Raw genomic sequence first — 20952 nt, 5'->3', positions numbered from 1 at the left:
TTAAGCGTTAGCGGGTGTTGCACCTTCAGCTTGCTGCTGCAGATAGTTCATGAACAGCGCATCAAAGTTCACTGGTGCTAAATTCAATTGTGGGAAAGTGCCTTTCACCACTAAGCTTGAAATCGTTTCACGTGCATATGGGAATAGGATGTTCGGGCAGAAAGCGCCTAAACAATGTGCCAATTGGCCCGCTTCCATCTGCTCAGCACCAAAAATACCCGCTTGTTGTACTTCACACAGGAAGGCGGTTTCTTCGGCATTTTTCACCGTGACGGTCAAACGCAAAACAACTTCATAAACCCCTTGGCCCAGTTCGCGGCTTTGTGTGTCGAGATCCAGTTTCACATCTGGATTCCACTCTTTTTGGAACATCACTGGTGAGTTTGGCGCTTCAAAAGAGACATCTTTCAGATAGATACGTTGAATAGCAAACTGTTGTTGCTGGGCTTGTGCTGCTTCAGCCATGATTTCATCCTTAATTCAGATAATTCGATTCAAAAGTCAAGATGTCCTGAGACTAACTGAGAGTGCGAATGATCACTAGGTGACTAAACCATTACGTGGGCGATATCACAACTCTCATCATCAAGCGCTGACATTTTCGCCAGCCCTGACCTCTTGTCCTGCTATTTAGCGTTTACCACGCACCAAAGGCAGGTTTGCTTCATTCCAAGCAATCAAGCCATTTTTAAGAAGATTGACCTTCTCAAAGCCAGCCTGAGTCAGCAGTTGGGCGCTTTCACGCGCGGTCTGACCGGTTTTGCATACCACGATAATGGGGCTTGATTTATGGCTTTCAAGTGCCGCCAAGTTTCCAGCCTTAATCTCAGAGGGCAAAATGTGCAGCGCATCGGTAATGTGTCCTTGTTTGAACTCATCTTTACTGCGGATATCCAGCACAATGCCGTTTTCACGGTTAATTAAGTGTGTCGCTTGGCTCGCGGTCACTTCTTGGTAAGCGGCGGTGGCTGATTTATAAATGCTGGCGATTAACGCCACCAAAATACCAATCCAAGCCAGTGAAAGGATCATATTTTGCTGAAAAAACTCAATGTACTCTTGCATATCCTGTGCTCTTGCAATGGGGTTCAAATCAGATGAGGAGTATAACGAGGTTGGCTGCGAGACGCGAGCGCTTACCTCGTTAAAACTGGGGTGAAACCAGCGACCAATGTGGCAAACTGAGAAACGGATCAGGCGCGAGGAAATGGAAAGGCGGTGACGTTGTCGATATGATCCTCATCTAACGCCAACATGATCAAGCGATCAATACCCAATGCCACCCCAGCACAGGTCGGCAAACCCGCTTCTAATGCCGCAATTAAGTGGTAATCTATCGGCTGCGCGGGCAAGCCCATCTCACCGCGCTTAACGTTATCCGCTTCAAAACGAGCCAGTTGTTCAGCCGCATTATCCAACTCATGAAAACCATTGGCTAATTCAATACCTTTAAAATAGACCTCGAAGCGATCTGCCACTCGCCCATCTAACCGGTTGATCTTAGCTAATGCTGCTTGTGAGGCTGGAAAGTCATACACAAAAATCGGCGTAGTTTGACCAATTTTCGGTTCAATACCGATGCTAAACAGCAGTTGCAATAAAGTGTCACGATCTTGCTCAGGCTCAGCGATATCACTTAAACCCAGCGTTGCCGCCACTCGCTTTAAATCCGCCATGCTTGCTGCGAGTGGACACACGCCCAGCACCGTTAAAAACGCTTGTTGATAAGTGATCCGCTCGGCACTTGTACCACCTAACACTAAGCGCAGTAAATCGTCCATTTCATCCATTAAATCATGATGATCAAAACCGACGCGATACCATTCCAGCATAGTAAATTCTGGGTTGTGGTAACGACCATTTTCTTCATTACGAAACGCCTTACCAAGCTGGTAAATACAACCACTGCCTGCCGCCAACAAACGTTTCATATGAAATTCAGGACTAGTCATCAAGTGCAACCGGCCGCCCTGTGCATAACCAGGCCCAACAAACTCGGTTTGAAACGTCTGGAGGTGAACATCGGTCACCGTCGCATGACTCATGGCAGGCGTTTCCACTTCCAATACGTCACGCTCGGCAAAAAATTTACGGATCTGGCGCAGCAAAGCCGCACGCTGTTTTAATTGGCGGATCGAGGCACTCGGCATCCAGTCAGCAGTGGTCATAACATCACTTAGTAAGTCAACACAGAGCACGAATTGTACTTGCTCAGAATCAAAATCCAAACCCAATTGTGACACCAGTCACATACAATGCAATTAATGGACTTAAGTTGGTAATTCCGCAGCAAAAACCTAGCGGAATCAATTTTTAAATTGCCAAGCTATTTTACACTATCACTACCACTTAATAGGTGGGGTAGAGCGTGATGAAAACGATAAGAAATCGCGTTTGCATCCTCTCTCACTATTCCAGGCACTGGGCCTAACTTAGTCCATAAATAAAATAATCACACTGGAGGATAACTGTGCAAATTATCACCACAGATATCGCGGTCATCGGCGCTGGCGGCGCTGGTCTTCGTACTGCTATTGCAGCGGCTGAAGCAAACCCTAACTTAGAAGTCGCACTGATTTCTAAAGTTTACCCGATGCGTTCTCACACCGTCGCGGCCGAAGGGGGCTCCGCAGCAGTTATCAAGGATGAAGATAGTTTAGATAATCACTTCAACGATACCGTTGGCGGTGGTGACTGGCTATGTGAACAGGATGTTGTTGAATACTTTGTTGCCAATGCGACCCGCGAAATGGTGCAAATGGAACAATGGGGTTGTCCTTGGAGCCGTAAAGACAATGGTGAAGTCAACGTCCGTCGTTTTGGCGGTATGAAAGTTGAGCGCACTTGGTTTGCGGCCGATAAAACCGGCTTCCACATGCTACACACCCTATTCCAAACTTCAATGAAGTACCCACAAATCAAACGATTCGATGAGTACTTTGTCGTGGATTTATTGGTGGATGAAGGTCAAGTCCAAGGTTTGATCGCGATTCATATGTCGGAAGGCGAACTGGTTCTGATCAAAGCCAAATCGGTGGTATTAGCTACTGGCGGCGCAGGACGCGTTTACCACTGTAATACCAATGGCGGCATCGTAACAGGTGACGGCATGGCAATGGCGTATCGCCATGGTATCCCACTACGTGATATGGAATTTGTGCAGTATCACCCAACGGGTCTGCCAGGTACCGGTATCCTGATGACCGAAGGTTGTCGTGGTGAAGGTGGTATCATTGTTAACAAAAACGGCTACCGCTACCTGCAAGACTACGGTATGGGACCAGAAACCCCAGTGGGTCAGCCAAAGAATAAATACATGGAACTGGGTCCGCGTGACAAAGTTTCCCAAGCTTTCTGGCATGAGCAGCAAAAAGGCAACACCATCAAACACCCGCTTGGTGATGTGGTGATGCTTGATCTACGCCACTTAGGCGAAGAATATCTGCAAGAACGTCTGCCATTTATCTGTGAACTGGCAAAAGCGTACGTTAACGTTGATCCAGCCAAAGAGCCGATTCCAATTCGCCCAACCGTGCACTACACCATGGGTGGTATTGAAACCAATGGTGAATGTGAAACGCGTATTAAAGGCCTGTTTGCCGTCGGTGAATGTGCTTCAGTGGGTCTACACGGTGCCAACCGTTTAGGTTCTAACTCGCTAGCCGAATTCGTGGTCTTTGGCCGCGTAGCCGGTGAAAAAGCCGTCGAGCGCGCTGCTGAATTTAAAGGCTGGAACGAAGCTGCAATTGCGACTCAAGTTAAAGCGGTGGAAGATCGTATCGCAGCGCTGATGCAACAAGAAGGCGATGAAAACTGGGCGACCATCCGTACCGAAATGGGTCACACCATGGAAGCCGGTTGTGGTATCTACCGCCAAGAAGATCTGATGCAACAAACCATCGACAAACTGGCTGAGCTTCAAGAGCGTTATAAGCGCATCAGCATCAAAGACAAAGGCAAAGTGTTCAACACTGACCTGCTGTACGCGATTGAAGTCGGTTATGGTCTGGATGTGGCACAGGCGATGGTTCACTCAGCGATCCTGCGTAAAGAGTCGCGTGGTGCGCATCAACGTCTTGACGAAAATTGTACTGAGCGTGATGACGTGCAATTCCTCAAGCATTCACTGGCATTCTATCAAGCCGGTCAAACACCGAAGATTGATTACAGCCCAGTGAAAATCACCAAGTCGCAGCCAAAAGCGCGTCTATATGGTGAAGCGGCAGAAAAAGCAGCAGCGGCAGAAGCGGCAGCCGCTGAAAAAGCGTAGAGGAGCAAAAATAATGTCAGCACAACGTATTCAAAAAGTGGACATTCTGCGCTACGACCCAGCAACAGACGCAGAACCCAACATGCAACGTTTCGAAGTACCGTTTGATGAAACCATGTCAGTACTCGATGCGATTGGCTATGTGAAAGATCATCTCGATAAAGATCTTTCTTACCGCTGGTCATGCCGCATGGCGATCTGTGGATCGTGTGGCATCATGGTCAACGGCGTGCCAAAACTGGCGTGTAAGAGCTTCTTACGCGACTACCCAGAAGGTGTGAAAATTGAGCCTCTGGCCAACTTCCCGATTGAAAAAGATCTGATCGTCGATATGACGCCGTTTATCGAGCGTCTTGAAGCGATCAAACCTTACATCATCGGCAATGACCGTAAGCCAGAAGATGGTACCAACCTGCAAACTCCAGAGCAAATGGCGAAGTACAAACAGTTCGCTGGTTGTATCAACTGTGGTTTGTGTTACGCAGCTTGTCCGCAATTCGGTCTCAATCCTGAGTTTTTAGGCCCTGCGGCACTGACTCTGGCACATCGCTACAACCTCGACAGCCGTGACAACGGTAAAGCTGAGCGTATGAAGCTTATCAACGGTGATAACGGAGCTTGGGGCTGTACTTTTGTGGGTTACTGCTCAGAAGTGTGTCCAAAACACGTTGATCCAGCATCTGCAGTTAACCAAGGTAAAGTGGAGTCATCATTAGACTTCGTGATTGCAATGTTGAACCCAGACGGTTCACCGAAGAAAGTGGAGGCTTAAGGATGAGTAACCGTAAACCTTATGTGCGTGAAATGAAGCGGACTTGGTGGAAAGATCATCCTTTCTACCGCTTCTATATGGTACGTGAAGCGACCATCCTACCACTGATCCTATTTACCTTGTTCCTAACCTTTGGTTTAGGATCGCTGGTTAAAGGCCCAGAAGCTTGGCAAGCATGGTTAGATTTCATGGCCAATCCAATTGTCATTGCGATCAACATCGTAGCATTAGTCGCCAGCTTGTTTCATGCGCAAACCTTCTTTAGCATGATGCCACAAGTGGTACCTATTCGTTTAGGTGGCAAACTAGTTGATAAAAAAATCATTGTGCTAGCACAGTGGGCCGCCGTGGCGTTTATCTCATTGATCGTGCTTATTGTGGTGTAAGGAGCTTATTGTGATTAATACCAACCCAAAACGTTCAGACGAACCAGTATGGTGGGGCCTGTTTGGTGCAGGTGGCACTTGGTTTGCCATGATCACCCCAATCACGATTCTGGTACTAGCAATCCTAGCACCACTCGGTGTGTTGGATGCAGAAGCTCTGAGCTATGAGCGTGTCACTAGTTTCGCCACTAGCATTATTGGTGCACTATTCATTATCGGTACCTTAGCGCTGCCAATGTGGCATGCTATGCACCGTGTTCATCACGGAATGCATGACCTGAAATTCCACACTGGTGTGGCGGGTAAAATCGCTTGCTACGGCTTTGCCAGCCTTATCACTATCTTGGCGGTTGTGTTTATCTTTATGATCTAACCCTCGGTGATCACCAATCGATTAGCGGACCTCAATTGAGGTCCGCTTTTTTATCGGCTGCAGCATGAAGCGCCGCCAGCCCGATGATCCACTACGTACAGCAAACAAAACACAGCCCATAAAAAAACCAACCTTACGGTTGGCTTAATGGTTGGGGCGTAATCTATTACTTCACACGGCCAACGTATTCTGCTGAACGCGTGTCAACTTTGATCACTTCGCCAATCTGAACGAATAGAGGTACACGAACTACCGCACCAGTAGAGAGCGTCGCTGGTTTACCACCTGTACCTTGCGTATCACCTTTCACACCTGGATCGGTTTCGGTCACTTCTAACTCAACGAAGTTCGGTGGCGTCACTGCGATTGGGTTACCATTCCACAGCGTCAACATACAGGTATTGTTTTCTACCAACCATTTCGCATTATCGCCCACGGCTTTAACATCCGCAGCCAACTGTTCGAAGGTGGTGTTATTCATAAAGTGGTAGAATTCGCCATCGTTGTACAGGTAATCCAGATCGATATCGATAACATCAGCCACTTCAGCGGTATCACCCGATTTGAATGTTTTTTCCAAAACTTTACCAGTAAGCAGCTTACGGATTCTCACGCGGTTGAATGCCTGACCTTTACCTGGTTTTACATACTCGTTTTCGAGAATGACACAAGGCTCGTTATCAAGCATAATTTTGAGACCGCCTTTAAACTCATTCGTGCTAACAGTAGCCATTTTTTCCTCTTACTATCTTCGAGTTAAAATCAATGCCGCACATCATAACCCGAAAAGTCGTTTCTGTTGAGCAAAACTGGCTGCAACAATTGGCAAACGCGATCTCCGATCCGCTGCAACTGCTGCAGCAACTGGAGATAGATCCAACACCATGGCAAGCCGGATTGGCGGCGCGCCAACTGTTTGCGCAGCGCGTACCACAAAGTTTTGTCGCGCGTATGCAAAAAGGCAATCCGGCCGATCCACTGTTACGGCAGGTTTTACCGCTGAGTGCAGAGTTTGAGATCCATCCCGGCTACTCTCATGATCCGCTGGATGAGCAAAATAACACGCTTCCCGGCTTGCTGCACAAGTACCAAAATCGCTGCTTATTGATTGTCAAAGGTGGCTGCGCCATCAACTGTCGTTACTGCTTCCGTCGCCATTTTCCATATCAAGATCACCAAGGTAATAAAAAAATTTGGCAGCACAGCCTTAACTACATTGCCGAGCATGGTGAGCTCAATGAAGTAATTTTGTCTGGTGGCGATCCTTTGATGGCCAAAGATCAAGAACTGGCCTGGCTAATCGAACGCATCGCGGCCATTCCTCATATCAAGCGGCTGCGCATTCACTCGCGCTTACCAGTGGTGATCCCAGCCCGCATAACCGATCAATTGGTGGCGCTATTGGCGCAAACTCGCTTGCAAGTTCTGTTGGTGACTCACATCAATCACGCCAATGAAATCAATCTCGAGCTCACCCAACAACTGGCTCGCTTACGTGCGGTGAATGTAACGTTACTGAACCAAAGTGTGCTACTTAAAGCGGTGAATGACACGGTTGAGGCGCAAGTCGCGCTCAGTGAAGCCTTGTTTGATGCAGGTATTTTGCCGTATTACTTGCATGTACTGGATAAAGTACAAGGCGCGGCACACTTTTACGTCAGTGATGATGAAGCGCGAAAGATTATGGCCGGTTTGCTCGAACAGGTTTCTGGCTATCTAGTGCCCAAACTCACCCGTGAAGTAGGTGGCAGGCCAAGTAAAACCCCGCTCGACTTGCAGCTTGAATGAAAAACAGCGTTACCTAAGCAACGCTGCCGTTTCAAATCGGAAGGAAATTTATCCCATTACTTAGCAAAGTTAATGATGGGGAAGCACTTGAAGAAACCGTTATCAGCACAGTTGATCAAGCCAATCTGCACCCCTTCAATTTTGTCGGTTTTGTTGAACAGGCCAAACTGTACTGTCGAAGTACTTGAGAAATTAGCCGCACCGAGATCAACCAAAGTATTACCTTGTGAGTAGTTCACAAAGCTCAAGTTTGCCCCATGCACATCATTGGTCAAGTTCACCAAACCGAGGTTAGCACCGTAAGTATGGCCCGTGTTCCAGTTAAGCAGACCGAGCGATGCGCCAGTCATCTCTTGGTTAACTTTGCTGGCACCAAACAAGAAGCCAAAGTTTACACCAGTGGTTTTGTTGGTTTCCGACAGACCAAGAATGGAAAAATCCACCCCTTTCACTTCCGCCACTTTACCATGCAACGCTGAAACACGTAGACCTGCCACTTGGTTGGCATCAGGCGTGTTGAAATTATTGATCGAAGAAAACATCACCGGCGTCGCTGCCAATGCAGCAGGAGCGGCCAGCGCAGCAGTCAGAGCCATCAAAGCAAACGGCTTGTTCATAAAAATAACCTCTAAATCAAAATAAATACGGAAAAACTCAGCAATCTTAGCCACAAGTGCGGCGAGAATTTGTGCACACTCTCTCAGTTTTTCGGTTCCAGCGATGCACTATCCTCGCGTCTTTTTTCGATCAATTGAGCGAATCCGCTTCGCTGAGTGGGCTGTCGCGATAAAAAACCGGAGACTAAGCTCCGGTTTATCAACGAGTAAGATCAGGGATTACATCATTCCCATGCCACCCATGCCGCCCATATCAGGCATTGCAGGGGTATCTTTCTTCGGCAGTTCGGTAATCATCGCTTCGGTAGTGATCATCAAACCGGCAACCGAGGCCGCGAATTGCAGCGCTGAACGAGTCACTTTGGTTGGATCCAAAATACCCATTTCAATCATATCGCCATATACACCCGTCGCCGCGTTGTAACCGTAGTTACCTTCGCCAGCACGGACATTGTTGGCCACCACTGACTCTTCGTCACCAGCGTTTTTCACGATTTGGCGCAGTGGGGCTTCCATTGCACGTAGTGCAACACGGATCCCTACATTTTGCTCTTCGTTGTCACCTTGCAGATCAGTCAGCTTAGACGCGGCACGGATCAGTGCCACACCGCCACCTGCAACCACACCTTCTTCTACCGCGGCGCGAGTCGCGTGCAGCGCATCTTCAACGCGATCTTTCTTCTCTTTCATTTCCACTTCAGTCGCTGCGCCAACTTTGATCACCGCTACGCCGCCAGCCAATTTAGCCACACGCTCTTGCAGTTTCTCTTTGTCGTAGTCAGAAGTCGCTTCTTCGATTTGTTGACGGATCTGCGCAACACGACTTTGGATCGCCGCTTGATCGCCAGCACCATCAATGATGGTTGAGTTTTCTTTGGTGATCGAGACACGCTTCGCTTGGCCCAAATCTTCCAAAGTCACTTTTTCCAGCTCTAGGCCAATCTCTTCTGAGATCACCACACCGCCAGTCAAAATCGCGATATCTTGCAGCATCGCTTTACGACGATCACCAAAACCAGGCGCTTTAACTGCCGCAACTTTCACGATGCCACGCATGTTGTTCACTACCAAAGTAGCCAACGCTTCGCCTTCAACATCTTCCGCCACGATCAGCAGTGGACGTGATGCTTTGGCAACCCCTTCCAGAGCCGGTAACAGTTCACGGATGTTAGAAATTTTCTTATCCACCAACAGGATAAATGGACTGTCTAGCTCTACGCTGCCCGCTTCTTGATTGTTGATGAAGTAAGGTGACAGGTAACCACGGTCAAACTGCATGCCTTCTACCACATCCAGCTCATCTTGCAGACCTTGGCCTTCTTCAACCGTGATCACGCCATCGCGGCCCACTTTTTCCATCGCTTCCGCAATGATGTTGCCAACGCTAGTGTCTGAGTTAGCAGAAATCGTACCCACTTGAGCAATCGCTTTAGTATCTGCACAAGTCACTGACAGTGCTTTCAGCTCTTCAACTGCAGCAATTACCGCTTTGTCGATGCCGCGCTTAAGATCCATTGGGTTCATACCCGCAGCAACCGCTTTAAGGCCTTCATTGACAATCGATTGAGCCAGTACCGTCGCCGTTGTGGTTCCGTCTCCCGCCGCATCATTCGCTTGTGAAGCGACTTCTTTAACCATTTGTGCGCCCATGTTCTGGAATTTATCTTCCAGTTCAATTTCACGCGCAACCGATACCCCGTCTTTAGTAATAACAGGAGCACCAAAAGATTTGTCTAGCACCACATTACGGCCTTTAGGGCCTAAGGTGACTTTTACCGCATCAGCCAGAATATTTACGCCTTCCAGCATTTTTACACGAGCGTCATTACCAAAACGTACGTCTTTAGCAGCCATTTTTCATTTCCTTTCTAAATTCAGTTGTTGATTTTGGTTGGGATTCAGAATCAATTATTCAACGATTGCCAAAATGTCATGTTCAGACAAGATCAAGACTTCTTTGCCATCGATCTTCTCAGTTTTCGTAGCATAGCCTTCTGCAAAAATTACGGTATCGCCAACTTTCACATCTAAAGCTTGTACTGAACCGTTCTCCAGAACGCGGCCTTTACCAACAGCCAACACTTTACCGCGAGTTGATTTTTCCGCCGCAGAACCAGTTAGAACAATCCCACCAGCAGATTTTGATTCAACTTCTTGGCGTTCAACGATCACTCGGTCATGTAATGGACGAATATTCATCGGTCGTCTCTCCTGATTTAATTTTCCGTATGGTTGATAAAACGCTGATCATCAGCATATGTCACTTATGTGGGGTAGCTTGCTTAATATCCCAAGGGGCAAAGCATAAAAAAACGTGATTGAATTAACGTTTTTGTACGGTAATTCACCAAAACTGGCGTTAATGGTTGGCTTGGCTTGCTCTGCACGCCACCAAGCTCGACCCCATCAAACAGCACTCAAATACCACCAATGCTGGCGGCAAAACGGCAGCTTAAACCGCCGACAAATAGTAAATGGTTTGCTTTAGATAATAAGCATTCCATAATACGCGCGACGCCTAAACACAGCGACTAAGCAGAGATAGCCAGATCCGGTTAACGACAAGGATAAAAACGATGAAAACGGTTGAGCGCATTTTGCACACCATTAAACGTGAAGGTAGCGTCACCGCCAAACAATTAGCCGCCGATCTCGATATGACCACCATGGGCGCGCGCCAACATCTGCAAAGCTTAGAGCAAGCTGGAGTGCTGTGCTTTGATGATGTAAAAGTCAAGGTGGGTCGCCCCACTCGTCACTGGCGTTTGACCGCTAAAGGACACTACCAATTTGCCGATCGGCATGGCGAACTGACGATTCAGGTGCTTGATGCCGTTGAGCATCTTTTCGGGACACAAGGAGTGGCTAAAGTCGCGCAGCAGCGTGAAGCGCAAACTTTCGCAGCCTATCACAGCGCCTTAGCCGACTATCATGAGTTAGCCGATAAACTTGCAGCGCTGGTTGCTCTGCGCGAACAAGAAGGCTACATGGCCGAATTACAGCCGGTTGCAGATGGATTTGTGTTGATTGAAAATCACTGTCCGATTTGCAAAGCCGCCACTCGCTGCCCAAACCTCTGCCAATCCGAGTTGAATGTATTTCGTCGCCTACTGGGTGAGGCTTATCAAATCGACCGTCAAGAGCATATTGTCGCCGGCCAACGGCGCTGCAGTTATTGGATCCGGCTACGCTAAAGGTTCTTCCCTTACATCTCATTTATAAGACAATTGCCATTTGTGGCGCCCAGCCCGTTAAAAATTGCTTACGCTGTTAGTGTTGCAGAAAGCTCTGCTTAGCCTAGTAAGGAGCGACTTATGTCCCGCTCACCACAACAGCCACTATCAGCTCGCCATACATTGCCGCCTTTTGATGAGCTGGTGGCACTCGCCAAAAATCATCCTGATGCTTTTGAACAGGTCAAAAAAGATCTGTGCGAAGAGATGATTTTGTCTGCTTCGCGGGTGATGCAACAAAGATTATGGGCACAACAGAGTCATATCGATCGCATGATCAGTCGCGGGAAAAATCCCGATCATATCAATGTGCTCTTGATGCGTGAATTGTGCACGCAGATGGCAAAATTTAGAGATGCGCTTGAGGGGGACTTACATCAAGAGCATTGCGCCCAACTGATTGCGTTTCCGACAACATCTGCGCGTGATAATGGCCAGCACTAACTGGCCACACTGCCAAATCGATTCTCGTGCTCCGATCCTGCCAAAAAACCACACTCAACCAAAATCCAAGCGCCGCACAACAGGGCGGCCAGTGAAATCAGCGTTCCAGGCATACCAGGTTCAGCATTGATCGCTAACTCGCCAGTCGGGATGGTCATACGCCCAATCACCAACGGTAGGTTAAGTAACAGCCACCAACTCGATTTATCACGATCATGCCAACGCTTAGCGGTAATCGCTAAATCCGGTACTAATACCAGTAATAAAAAAACTGGCAAAATTAAGTGGGCAATATTGGGCAACCATTGATTGGCCAGCACGGCAAACAGAGCGATCATCGCGTAGTAGCATACATTCCACAGCCAATAGGTCCGACGCCCGACTCGGCCTTGAAAAGAGAGTAACAGTGTTTGTAACGACATGATTTTGACCTCAATGATCTTATTGATTGATCACTTTTTGAAAACAGTCCGCATCCATTTCGCGGAGATTGATGGTTAAACTGCGGATATTACTAGCTTTATCTTGCAAAATAGCCATCAGATCATCGGCTAAAGCACGTTTTTGCTGCACGCTGCGTCCGCTGAGTAGCTCAAAACTAAGATGAATAAAATCAACACTATCCCCTTCATCGCCGATTAACCAATGATGGCAGCGCACGGCGCGTGATTTTACCGCCGCAGTGTTAAATAACCCGGAATGAATCGCGGCTTGATGTAAATCCTCCAGCAATCCTTGCACATTGATCCGTTCATCGACTGAACTTGAATACTCCATGACCAAATTCGGCATTGGCGGCTCCTTAGTTACGGTGGTGAAAAATGCTCAGCTTGTCAGGCTCGGCCTAGTAATAACAAGTTCAAGCCCAAAAACCGAGTTGATCAGCGACAATCTGTCACTCAGATCACTGCTTTCCTCAATCTGCAAGCGGATTTGATCCCAGAAAGTCATGATGCGAGTCATGATCTGGCGAATTTATTCTGCTATAGTCCTGCGAGTTTATTTTTTACATTGATGAGATATGGAGATATTGCTATGCGTCGTCCTGTAGTGATGGGTAACTGGAAACTGAATGGCAGCAAAGCTATGGTCACTGACCTGTTAAACGGCTTGAATGCAGAACTTGAAGGTGTGGTAGGTGTAGATGTTGCCGTTGCGCCACCAGCGATGTACTTGGATCTGGCTGAGCGCCTGATCAAACAAGGCGGTAATAAACTGATCTTGGGTGCACAAAACACGGATACTCATAACAACGGTGCTTACACTGGTGATATGTCGCCAGCGATGCTGAAAGATTTCGGTGCTTCACACATCATTATCGGCCACTCTGAGCGTCGTGATTACCACCAAGAGTCTGACCAATTCGTTGCGCAAAAATTTGCGTTCCTGAAAGAAAATGGTCTGACGCCAGTGTTCTGTATCGGTGAAACCGAAGCACAAAACGAAGCGGGCGAAACTGAAGCAGTATGTGCTCGCCAGATCAATGCCGTGATCGATGCGTGTGGCGTGGAAGCGCTGAACGGTGCGATCATCGCTTACGAACCAATCTGGGCTATCGGTACTGGTAAAGCAGCGACCGCTGATGATGCACAACGCATCCACGCATCAATCCGCGCTCTGATCGCGGCGAAAGATGCAGCCGTGGCTGAGCAAGTAATCATTCAATACGGCGGTAGCGTAAAACCTGAAAACGCAGCCGCTTACTTCGCACAACCAGACATCGATGGTGCTCTAGTTGGCGGTGCAGCGCTGGATGCGAAAGGCTTTGCCGCGATCGCTAAAGCTGCAGCAGAAGCGAAAAAAGCGTAATCAATCGCTTAGCTCGTCATGCTTCAAGGCCAGCGCTTGCTGGCCTTGTTGTTTTTCAACGCTCTCTGTTTAATTTTGGGGTGCTTCAAGTCACCTACCCATTTCCCCTGCGCTAGGCGCGGTTTTTAACTTCAGGTATGCTAACCACCTGTTCCCCTAGCGCGTCGATGCTATGCAAGATAAATACGGTCTGCTTTCCGCTCCGATTGCTCACGTTTTACGGCAAATGACGGTGCCGCTGGTGTTTGGCTTAGTGGCGGTCTTGATGTTTAACTTGGTCGACACTTTTTTTATCTCCCTGCTCGGCACTCAAGCTTTGGCAGCAATCAGCTACACCTTCCCAGTCACCTTTGCTGTCAACTGTATCACGATGGGCATTGGGGTTGGCTTGGCCACCCTTATCGGCCGCTTACTCGGCCAAGGTGACAGCCAATTGGCCTCCCGAGTTGCCAGCCATGGATTGCTGCTCGCCTTACTGCTGGTCATTTGCGCCAGCACACTGGGCTTACTGACGCTCAACCCGCTGTTTTTACTGCTGGGAGCCAGTCGTGATCTGCTGCCGCTGATCGCTCAATATATGCAGGTGTGGTATCTCACCATTCCGCTGCTTGTGCTACCGATGGCCGGCAACAGCGTGATCCGCGCAACGGGCGATACCAAAACTCCGGCGAAAATTATGCTACTGGCTGGTGCAATTAACGGTGTGCTCGATCCACTGCTGATTTTTGGCTATGGCCCATTCCCCGAGCTGGGCATACAAGGCGCTGCGATTGCCAGTGCTTTGTCTTGGCTTGGCGCTTTGTTAGGCTCACTCTATTTATTGATCAAACGTGATAAATTGTTGGCGATGCCCTCATGGCCACAACTTGCTCACGACTGGCGCCAGATCCTCAAGATTGGAACCCCGGCAACCCTATCGACGGCAATGAATCCGCTGGCAGGAGCACTGCTGATGATGATGCTGTCAAGCCACGGCACCAGCGCGGTGGCGGCCTATGGTGCTGCGCTACGAATTGAATCGATATTAATCTTGGTGTTGATGTCACTCACCTCGGCGTTAACCCCCTTTATGGCGCAAAATTTCGGCGCAAAAAATCCAGCCCGTAGCTTTGCTGGGCTGTTTATTAGCCTGCGCTTCGCGCTGCTGTTTCAGTTGATGGTGTTTATCATGATGGTGCCGCTCAGCGTTCCGCTAGCCGCGCTATTTTCTCAAGAGCCTGCTGTGCGCGATCTGCTATGGCATTATCTGCTGGTGGTACCAATCAGCTACGGTTTTCAAGGCGTAGTGATGATGTTGATTTCCGCGCTCAACGCATTGCATCAACCCTTACAGGCATTTCAATGGAGCTTTATGCGGTTGTTTGTTTTTACCCTGCCAGCAGCTTGGCTTGGCAGCTTTTACTATCACACTGAAGGGCTTTTTATCGGTATTGCGCTGGGCAATATCTTGGGAGGGGGGTTGGCTTATCGCCATGCAGTAACCCTACGCAGTCAATATCGACTTGCCAGTAACCTTGCAGCACCGACGCAAGACAAGATCATCTGATCAAGCGACCAAAACCAAACAAGAAAAAGCAAAACCACAAAAAACAAAGCCGATGTGCAATACATCGGCTCGCGTGATGAACATCAACAATGGAACTCTTCACAACGCTTAACTGAAAAATGCTCAGCAAAAACGGTGGCTAGATTCCAACTCACATTCAGCTTAAACAAACCTTGAGCGTGAGTTACACCAGCTCATCATCCTCTTCGCCTAAATCGGTGCTGAGTGGTTGTTGTGAGATGATGATGCCAGTATTGTCAGCATACAGATAATCTTCCGGTAGGAAAGTGACCCCGCCAAAGTTGACTGGAATATCCACTTCGCCGATCCCTTGTGCGTTGGCTCCAACAGGAATAGCGGCGATGGCTTGGATGCCAATATTCATCTCTTCCAGCTCATCCACTTCGCGGACACTGCCATACACCACAATGCCTTCCCACTCATTTTCTTCCGCTAAGGCTGCCAGTTCGGCATCAATCAATGCACGACGCAGCGAACCACCACCATCGATCAGCAAAATACGCCCTAGCCCATCTTGCTCCAGTGTTTCACGGATCAAGCCACTATCTTCGTAGCATTTAATCGTGGTGATTTGACCGGCAAAAGAAGCACTGCCACCAAAATTACTGAACATTGGCTCTACGACATCGACTTGGTCGAGATAGATATCACATAGCGCAGAAGTATTGTATTCCATAGCTTGGTTCTCTTAGCGAAAGTCTTCCAACGAGTATATAGAGTGATAGGGTCATTGCAATGCCAGAGTGCAAATTAACTGCTCAGAGTTTGGGCAATGATCACTCCGACAAACAAAAGGTTGGTGATCACCGAGGTTTTGACAATCACGGGCATCATCGGTGCAATTTGGGCTGGCTGTTCGGTAAACCATACCTCACGACCATGGCGCGTCACTAATGATAAACAGAGTAAAAATGGCAAACTGATCCACAGGGGTTTGTCTTGTAGCACTAAATAACCAGCAAATGCCGCCACCGCACCAAACAACAACGCAAAATGGTAGTGCTTAGCTCGCACTTGGCCTAAACGCACCGCGACGGTACGCTTACCGCACCGCGCATCGTTTTCGATATCGCGCATATTGTTGATGTTGAGCACCGCCACCGCCAGTAAACCGCAGCCCAGTGATGGCAGCAGTAAGCTCCACTCCACCGCACCAGTGTGCAAGAAAAAGCTCCCAGAAACGCCCAGCAGACCAAAAAACAGAAAGACTGATAAATCGCCAAGTCCAACATAGCCATAAGGCCGCTGACCCACGGTGTAGGCAATCGCGGCCAAAATAGCCAGCACGCCAAGGCCAATAAAGATCACAATATTTTGCACATTATCGAAGGCATACAGCACTAGAGCCAAACCAGAGAAAATGGTCAGCAGTACATTAATCGCCATCGCACGCTGCATATCACGCAAGCTGACCGCACCGGATTGAATCGCGCGCATCGGCCCGAGCCGAGCATGATTATCGGTGCCTTGTACCGCATCACCATAATCATTGGCTAAGTTCGATAAAATTTGCAGCAAGGTGGCGGTGAGCAGTGCTAACAGCCCGATCAACCCATCGAAATGTCCAGCCGAAAAAGCTAATGCGCTACCGGTTAGAATTGAGATCAGTGCCAGCGGCAAGGTTTTTGGACGCGCGGCATCCAACCAAATTTGCACAGAGTTATTCATGATAATGAGACTACGATCAACATGGGCTGAGTATACCCGCAAATCACCGAAATGAAAAAGCCCACCGCAATGCGATGGGCCATTGAGCGTTACAGAATGAAGCGACTCAAATCTTCATCTTCCACTAGCGCTCCGAGACGCGCTTTCACATAGCTGGCATCAATCACCAAACTCTGGCCAGATTTTTCCGTAGCATCAAACGAGATCTCATCCATCAAACGTTCAAGCACGGTATGCAGACGACGCGCACCGATATTTTCGGTCGTCTCATTGACTCGCCAAGCCGCATCGGCAATCTGTTTGATGCCATCTGGGCTAAACTGAACATCAACTTGCTCGGTCTTCATCAGCGCAACATATTGCTCAGTGAGCGAAGCTTTCGGCTCGGTCAGAATACGTCCGAAATCGTCACTCGATAGCGCTTCAAGTTCGACCCGAATCGGTAAGCGACCCTGCAGCTCCGGGATCAAATCGGATGGCTTAGCCACTTGGAAAGCGCCAGAGGTAATAAACAGAATGTGATCAGTACGCACCATGCCATGCTTGGTCGATACGGTACTGCCTTCAATTAAAGGCAGCAGATCGCGCTGCACCCCTTCACGAGACACGTCTGGGCCTGACACTTCACCACGTTTACAGATTTTGTCGATCTCATCAATAAACACTATGCCGTGGTTTTCTACGTTAAAAATCGCCTGCTCTTTCAGCTCTTCTGGATTGACCAACTTAGCCGCTTCTTCCTCGACCAAGGCTTTCAACGCTTCTTTGATCTTCATTTTGCGCTTTTTCTTGGTATCACCCGCCAGATTTTGGAACAACCCCTGCAGTTGATTGGTCATCTCCTCCATACCTGGAGGCGCCATGATCTCAACCCCCATTTGTGGTACCGCGACGTTGATCTCAATCTCTTTGTCGTTCAGTTGCCCTTCACGCAGCTTTTTACGAAAGACTTGGCGAGTGCTGGAGTTATCTTCTTTCTGCTCCGCTTGTCCCCACGCATCACGCGCTGGCGGCAACAACGCATCTAATACGCGCTCTTCCGCCTGCTCTTCGGCGCGGAATTTCACTTTTTCCATCGCTTGTTGATGCGTCAATTTCACCGCTACATCGGTCAGATCGCGGATAATCGATTCCACTTCCTTACCCACATAACCCACTTCGGTAAATTTGGTCGCTTCCACTTTGATAAATGGCGCATTGGCCAGTTTAGCCAAGCGGCGAGCAATTTCGGTTTTACCCACCCCAGTTGGGCCGATCATCAGGATATTTTTCGGGGTAACTTCAGCGCGCAAGCTCTCTTCAAGCTGCATACGACGCCAGCGATTACGCAGCGCAATCGCCACGGCACGCTTCGCTTGATCTTGACCGATAATGTGGCGATTCAGCTCGCTGACTATTTCGCGGGGAGTCATTTCAGACATAATTCAAATCCTTCACTCAGCTTATTGGGCGCTATCTTGCGGCGCTTGACCGTCTGGCAACATTGGCGAGGTCGCGTCGAGTTCTTCAATGGTGTGATGATGATTGGTAAACACACAGATGTCACCGGCGATATTGAGCGCCTTTTCGGCGATGGTGCGCGCATCCAACTCCGTGTTTTCTAATAGGGCAATCGCCGCCGCTTGCGCATAGTTACCACCAGAGCCAATCGCAATCAAATCGTGCTCAGGCTGCACCACATCACCATTACCGGTAATGATCAGCGATGCGGTTTCATCGGCGACCGCTAAAATCGCTTCTAAACGGCGTAATGCGCGATCGCTACGCCAATCTTTGGCCAGCTCGACCGCAGCTTTGGTCAGATGGCCTTGGTGCATCTGTAACTTGCTTTCAAAACGTTCAAACAGGGTAAAAGCATCGGCGGTTCCACCGGCAAATCCCGCTAGCACTTTGTTGTGGTAAAGGCGGCGAACCTTACGCGCATTGCCTTTCATCACGGTATTGCCTAGCGATACCTGCCCGTCACCAGCGATGACAACTTTATTATTTCGACGCACGGATACGATAGTAGTCACAAGCGGCCTCTTTATGTTCACATGACAATTAGTGGCTATATGTGGCCAGTGAGGGGGAATTTCAAGCGGCTGAACAAAAGTTGACCCACCGCCAATAAAAAAGCCTGATCAACATCAGGCTTTTGGCAAGGGGAGATGACTGGGTTACTGCGCTTCAGCCCAAATCGCACACGGCTCAATTTTGGCGCGCTGTAATTTGTGCTTATCTCGCTCGGCATCACGTTTAAATTTGTAAGGCCCTAATACCACTCGATACCAACTGCTGTCGGCTTTTTTCCGAATTTGGCTACTGATGCCTTGAAAAGCGATATCCAGTTTACGCGTCTCCGCTTGCTCGGCAGTTTTATACGCACCGCACTGCATTACGTACGGCACATTAGAGACTTGCTGCTGCTTAGCCACCACTTCAATCTCGCGATTCGGCAGTGAATCGACATAATCCCACTTTTCGGTCGGGGGCGGCGGTAAGTTTTTGCTCGCATTGGCTTGGTTGCTGGATGCTGGCTTACTGCTTGCGGCAGGTTGAGGGGTCACAACTGGTGCTTTGACCTGAGGCTGCGGATCGTTATTGAGTAGATACAACCCATAACCAAATCCCACCACCAGCACTAACGCCACCAAACCACTACGCCAAGGTTTACGGCGTGGGGCTGCTTTTTTACGGATCGGTTTTTTGGTACTCCGACCACCTCTTACATAATCTCGATTAGCCACTTTATCGTTCAAAAATTCATAAATTTATCGATATGTTAATGTAGAACGCGAGCAGATAATAGCGTTATAGCGCAACAACTGATGGTGGAGCGCCAACCCTCTATCCGCTACCGCCACTCAGTCAGCACCTAGCTACATTACTACTTCATTTGCCTTAATCGCTATTTTTTATTGGGCGGAGCCGCACTCTCACGCACCACCAGCTTGGTTTCCAATAAACGAGAACCAGCGCGCACATCATGGCCACGCAACAGTTCCAGCATCATCAACATCGCTTGACGACCAATTTCATAACGCGGTTGAGAAATCGTGGTCAGGGGTGGGTCGCAATATTGCGAAAATTGAATATCGTCAAAACCGACCACCGACAAATCTTGTGGTACCCGCCAACCTAAGCGTTTCGCTTCTTGCATCGCACCAATCGCCATGGTGTCGTTGTGACAGAAAATCGCGGTCGGCTGCTCTGGCAATGCCAGTAATTGACGCACCGCTTTAACCCCTGCTTCAAACGTGAAATCGCCAAACGTGCTGTAATTGGGCATCATCGGGATACCAGCGCGGCGCAATGCCTGTTGATAACCTTGCTGACGAAATTGACACAGCACCGCGTGAGGCGGGCCTGAAATTTGTGCAATGCGTTTGTGTCCAAGCTGAGTTAAATAGTTCACCGCTTCAAAGGCTGAGGTGAGGTTATCAATATGCACGGTTGGCAACTCAAGTTCTGGGGCAAATTCACACGCCATCACCATTGGCGGCAGGTTTTTCTGCTCTGGTTTGCTGACATCAAACGGCAGATCGGTCCCCAGTAGCACCATGCCATCCGCTTGTTTGGTCAATACCAAATTGACAAACGAGCTTTCCCGACGCTTCTGTTGACCACTATCACCCAATAACACCAGATACCCTTGCTCCATCGCCGCATCTTCAATGCCGCGAATAATCTCTGAAAAATAGGGATCACAGATATCAGGCACGATCGCCACGATGGTTTTTGACTCGTTACGACGCAGATTACGCGCTAAAGAATTTGGTGAATAACCCGCTTCCAGCACCGCCTCTTCCACTCGCTTACGCGTCGAAGATGAGACTTTTTCAGGATTCATCAACGCACGCGATACGGTGGCGGTCGACACTCCGGCAAGCTGGGCAACATCCTTCATTGTCGCCATTTGTTTTACACCTCTTTGATTAAGTTGAATTAAGGGGGGTTACATCACACCGTTTACAGCCGGAGGGATGGGTTGAGTGTTATCTCACTCTAGTGTGCAACAATCTGGCGACACAAAATGTGCCGCG

General features: G+C 48.8%; 24 protein-coding genes. 9 read left to right on the top strand and 15 right to left on the bottom strand.

Features of this window, described 5'->3' with window-relative positions; all coding sequences use genetic code 11:
• From secB to epmA, 3 genes are all read right to left on the bottom strand, one after another.
• Positions 1-465 (bottom strand): protein-export chaperone SecB, encoded by a 465-nt coding sequence (gene secB, locus PUN32_RS08140; RefSeq protein ID WP_274722597.1) that lies wholly within the window; start codon positions 463-465, stop codon positions 1-3.
• 165 nt (positions 466-630) lie between these two features.
• Complete coding sequence (locus tag PUN32_RS08135; protein WP_274722595.1) at positions 631-1065, bottom strand: rhodanese-like domain-containing protein; 435 nt, start codon at positions 1063-1065, stop codon at positions 631-633.
• Between the two features lie 128 nt (positions 1066-1193).
• On the bottom strand, positions 1194-2168 hold the full coding sequence (epmA, locus tag PUN32_RS08130; protein WP_274722594.1) for an elongation factor P--(R)-beta-lysine ligase: 975 nt from the start codon (positions 2166-2168) through the stop codon (positions 1194-1196).
• Positions 2169-2470: 302 nt separating this feature from the next.
• Here epmA and frdA point away from each other — a divergent pair, with 302 nt between their 5' ends.
• The 4 genes from frdA to frdD are packed head-to-tail and all read left to right on the top strand — an operon-like array spanning position 2471 to position 5801.
• On the top strand, positions 2471-4270 hold the full coding sequence (gene frdA, locus PUN32_RS08125; protein ID WP_274722593.1) for a fumarate reductase (quinol) flavoprotein subunit: 1800 nt from the start codon (positions 2471-2473) through the stop codon (positions 4268-4270).
• 13 nt (positions 4271-4283) lie between these two features.
• Complete coding sequence (locus PUN32_RS08120; protein WP_274722591.1) at positions 4284-5042, top strand: succinate dehydrogenase/fumarate reductase iron-sulfur subunit; 759 nt, start codon at positions 4284-4286, stop codon at positions 5040-5042.
• 2 nt (positions 5043-5044) lie between these two features.
• Entirely contained in the window at positions 5045-5428 is a 384-nt protein-coding gene (frdC, locus tag PUN32_RS08115) for a fumarate reductase subunit FrdC (RefSeq protein ID WP_274722590.1), read from the top strand.
• A gap of 10 nt (positions 5429-5438) precedes the next feature.
• Positions 5439-5801, top strand: coding sequence for a fumarate reductase subunit FrdD (gene frdD, locus PUN32_RS08110; RefSeq protein WP_274722589.1), 363 nt, complete (start codon positions 5439-5441; stop codon positions 5799-5801).
• Between the two features lie 166 nt (positions 5802-5967).
• Here frdD and efp read toward each other — a convergent pair whose 3' ends face one another.
• A complete protein-coding gene (gene efp, locus PUN32_RS08105) occupies positions 5968-6534 on the bottom strand; it encodes an elongation factor P (RefSeq protein WP_166014211.1) in 567 nt (188 codons plus the stop codon).
• A gap of 32 nt (positions 6535-6566) precedes the next feature.
• On the opposite strand from efp, the gene epmB reads away from it, so the two are divergent.
• On the top strand, positions 6567-7589 hold the full coding sequence (epmB, locus tag PUN32_RS08100; protein ID WP_274722588.1) for an EF-P beta-lysylation protein EpmB: 1023 nt from the start codon (positions 6567-6569) through the stop codon (positions 7587-7589).
• A 56-nt stretch (positions 7590-7645) separates the two neighbouring features.
• Here epmB and PUN32_RS08095 read toward each other — a convergent pair whose 3' ends face one another.
• The 3 genes from PUN32_RS08095 to PUN32_RS08085 form a co-directional block, all read right to left on the bottom strand.
• Positions 7646-8206 (bottom strand): VC2662 family protein, encoded by a 561-nt coding sequence (locus PUN32_RS08095; protein WP_166014209.1) that lies wholly within the window; start codon positions 8204-8206, stop codon positions 7646-7648.
• 219 nt (positions 8207-8425) lie between these two features.
• Positions 8426-10060, bottom strand: coding sequence for a chaperonin GroEL (gene groL / locus PUN32_RS08090; RefSeq protein ID WP_274722587.1), 1635 nt, complete (start codon positions 10058-10060; stop codon positions 8426-8428).
• Between the two features lie 54 nt (positions 10061-10114).
• Positions 10115-10405 carry a co-chaperone GroES gene (locus PUN32_RS08085; protein ID WP_166014207.1) on the bottom strand — a complete coding sequence of 97 codons (291 nt, stop codon included), beginning with the start codon at positions 10403-10405 and terminating at the stop codon, positions 10115-10117.
• 377 nt (positions 10406-10782) lie between these two features.
• Here PUN32_RS08085 and PUN32_RS08080 point away from each other — a divergent pair, with 377 nt between their 5' ends.
• Both PUN32_RS08080 and PUN32_RS08075 read left to right on the top strand, forming a co-directional pair.
• Positions 10783-11400, top strand: coding sequence for a helix-turn-helix transcriptional regulator (locus PUN32_RS08080; protein ID WP_274722586.1), 618 nt, complete (start codon positions 10783-10785; stop codon positions 11398-11400).
• Positions 11401-11520: 120 nt separating this feature from the next.
• The gene (locus PUN32_RS08075) at positions 11521-11883 is read left to right on the top strand and encodes a DUF3135 domain-containing protein (RefSeq protein ID WP_274722585.1); all 363 of its coding nucleotides are present in this window, start codon (positions 11521-11523) and stop codon (positions 11881-11883) included.
• On the opposite strand, the gene PUN32_RS08070 is transcribed toward PUN32_RS08075, so the two are convergent.
• Positions 11880-12305 carry a DUF805 domain-containing protein gene (locus PUN32_RS08070; RefSeq protein ID WP_274722584.1) on the bottom strand — a complete coding sequence of 142 codons (426 nt, stop codon included), beginning with the start codon at positions 12303-12305 and terminating at the stop codon, positions 11880-11882. The two genes, PUN32_RS08075 and PUN32_RS08070, sit on opposite strands and share 4 nt — an antisense overlap.
• 19 nt (positions 12306-12324) lie before the next feature.
• On the bottom strand, positions 12325-12675 hold the full coding sequence (locus PUN32_RS08065; protein WP_166014204.1) for a 5-carboxymethyl-2-hydroxymuconate Delta-isomerase: 351 nt from the start codon (positions 12673-12675) through the stop codon (positions 12325-12327).
• A 243-nt stretch (positions 12676-12918) separates the two neighbouring features.
• Between PUN32_RS08065 and tpiA the strand changes: the two genes are divergently transcribed.
• Positions 12919-13692, top strand: coding sequence for a triose-phosphate isomerase (tpiA, locus tag PUN32_RS08060; protein ID WP_166014203.1), 774 nt, complete (start codon positions 12919-12921; stop codon positions 13690-13692).
• Between the two features lie 172 nt (positions 13693-13864).
• Positions 13865-15238: an MATE family efflux transporter gene (locus PUN32_RS08055; protein ID WP_274722583.1), complete on the top strand. Its 1374-nt coding sequence runs from the start codon at positions 13865-13867 to the stop codon at positions 15236-15238.
• Between the two features lie 184 nt (positions 15239-15422).
• On the opposite strand, the gene rraA is transcribed toward PUN32_RS08055, so the two are convergent.
• The 6 genes from rraA to cytR form a co-directional block, all read right to left on the bottom strand.
• A complete protein-coding gene (gene rraA / locus PUN32_RS08050) occupies positions 15423-15935 on the bottom strand; it encodes a ribonuclease E activity regulator RraA (protein WP_274722582.1) in 513 nt (170 codons plus the stop codon).
• A gap of 74 nt (positions 15936-16009) precedes the next feature.
• Positions 16010-16927: a 1,4-dihydroxy-2-naphthoate polyprenyltransferase gene (locus PUN32_RS08045; RefSeq protein ID WP_274722581.1), complete on the bottom strand. Its 918-nt coding sequence runs from the start codon at positions 16925-16927 to the stop codon at positions 16010-16012.
• Positions 16928-17016: 89 nt separating this feature from the next.
• Complete coding sequence (gene hslU, locus PUN32_RS08040) at positions 17017-18348, bottom strand: HslU--HslV peptidase ATPase subunit (RefSeq protein WP_274722580.1); 1332 nt, start codon at positions 18346-18348, stop codon at positions 17017-17019.
• A 21-nt stretch (positions 18349-18369) separates the two neighbouring features.
• Entirely contained in the window at positions 18370-18942 is a 573-nt protein-coding gene (gene hslV, locus PUN32_RS08035; RefSeq protein ID WP_274722579.1) for an ATP-dependent protease subunit HslV, read from the bottom strand.
• Positions 18943-19086: 144 nt separating this feature from the next.
• On the bottom strand, positions 19087-19656 hold the full coding sequence (gene ftsN, locus PUN32_RS08030; protein ID WP_274722578.1) for a cell division protein FtsN: 570 nt from the start codon (positions 19654-19656) through the stop codon (positions 19087-19089).
• Positions 19657-19817: 161 nt separating this feature from the next.
• Positions 19818-20825, bottom strand: a complete 1008-nt coding sequence (gene cytR, locus PUN32_RS08025; protein WP_274722577.1) for a DNA-binding transcriptional regulator CytR — start codon at positions 20823-20825, stop codon at positions 19818-19820.
• Positions 20826-20952 lie beyond the last annotated feature (127 nt).

Origin of the sequence: Vibrio chanodichtyis (assembly GCF_028863985.1) — a bacterium.
Lineage (GTDB): Bacteria > Pseudomonadota > Gammaproteobacteria > Enterobacterales > Vibrionaceae > Vibrio > Vibrio chanodichtyis.
The sequence above is the reverse complement of the archived record's forward strand: the minus strand, read 5'-3'. Positions and strand labels throughout refer to the sequence as shown.

Excerpts from the sequence above, each read along its gene's own strand:
- secB (WP_274722597.1), bottom strand. The coding sequence starts at position 465 with ATGGCTGAAGCAGCACAAGCCCAGCAACAACAGTTTGCTATTCAACGT.
- PUN32_RS08135 (WP_274722595.1), bottom strand. The coding sequence starts at position 1,065 with ATGCAAGAGTACATTGAGTTTTTTCAGCAAAATATGATCCTTTCACTG.
- epmA (WP_274722594.1), bottom strand. The coding sequence starts at position 2,168 with ATGACCACTGCTGACTGGATGCCGAGTGCCTCGATCCGCCAATTAAAA.
- PUN32_RS08120 (WP_274722591.1), top strand. The coding sequence starts at position 4,284 with ATGTCAGCACAACGTATTCAAAAAGTGGACATTCTGCGCTACGACCCA.
- frdC (WP_274722590.1), top strand. The coding sequence starts at position 5,045 with ATGAGTAACCGTAAACCTTATGTGCGTGAAATGAAGCGGACTTGGTGG.
- efp (WP_166014211.1), bottom strand. The coding sequence starts at position 6,534 with ATGGCTACTGTTAGCACGAATGAGTTTAAAGGCGGTCTCAAAATTATG.
- epmB (WP_274722588.1), top strand. The coding sequence starts at position 6,567 with ATGCCGCACATCATAACCCGAAAAGTCGTTTCTGTTGAGCAAAACTGG.
- PUN32_RS08095 (WP_166014209.1), bottom strand. The coding sequence starts at position 8,206 with ATGAACAAGCCGTTTGCTTTGATGGCTCTGACTGCTGCGCTGGCCGCT.
- groL (WP_274722587.1), bottom strand. The coding sequence starts at position 10,060 with ATGGCTGCTAAAGACGTACGTTTTGGTAATGACGCTCGTGTAAAAATG.
- PUN32_RS08085 (WP_166014207.1), bottom strand. The coding sequence starts at position 10,405 with ATGAATATTCGTCCATTACATGACCGAGTGATCGTTGAACGCCAAGAA.
- PUN32_RS08080 (WP_274722586.1), top strand. The coding sequence starts at position 10,783 with ATGAAAACGGTTGAGCGCATTTTGCACACCATTAAACGTGAAGGTAGC.
- PUN32_RS08075 (WP_274722585.1), top strand. The coding sequence starts at position 11,521 with ATGTCCCGCTCACCACAACAGCCACTATCAGCTCGCCATACATTGCCG.
- PUN32_RS08070 (WP_274722584.1), bottom strand. The coding sequence starts at position 12,305 with ATGTCGTTACAAACACTGTTACTCTCTTTTCAAGGCCGAGTCGGGCGT.
- PUN32_RS08065 (WP_166014204.1), bottom strand. The coding sequence starts at position 12,675 with ATGCCGAATTTGGTCATGGAGTATTCAAGTTCAGTCGATGAACGGATC.
- tpiA (WP_166014203.1), top strand. The coding sequence starts at position 12,919 with ATGCGTCGTCCTGTAGTGATGGGTAACTGGAAACTGAATGGCAGCAAA.
- PUN32_RS08055 (WP_274722583.1), top strand. The coding sequence starts at position 13,865 with ATGCAAGATAAATACGGTCTGCTTTCCGCTCCGATTGCTCACGTTTTA.
- rraA (WP_274722582.1), bottom strand. The coding sequence starts at position 15,935 with ATGGAATACAATACTTCTGCGCTATGTGATATCTATCTCGACCAAGTC.
- PUN32_RS08045 (WP_274722581.1), bottom strand. The coding sequence starts at position 16,927 with ATGAATAACTCTGTGCAAATTTGGTTGGATGCCGCGCGTCCAAAAACC.
- hslU (WP_274722580.1), bottom strand. The coding sequence starts at position 18,348 with ATGTCTGAAATGACTCCCCGCGAAATAGTCAGCGAGCTGAATCGCCAC.
- cytR (WP_274722577.1), bottom strand. The coding sequence starts at position 20,825 with ATGGCGACAATGAAGGATGTTGCCCAGCTTGCCGGAGTGTCGACCGCC.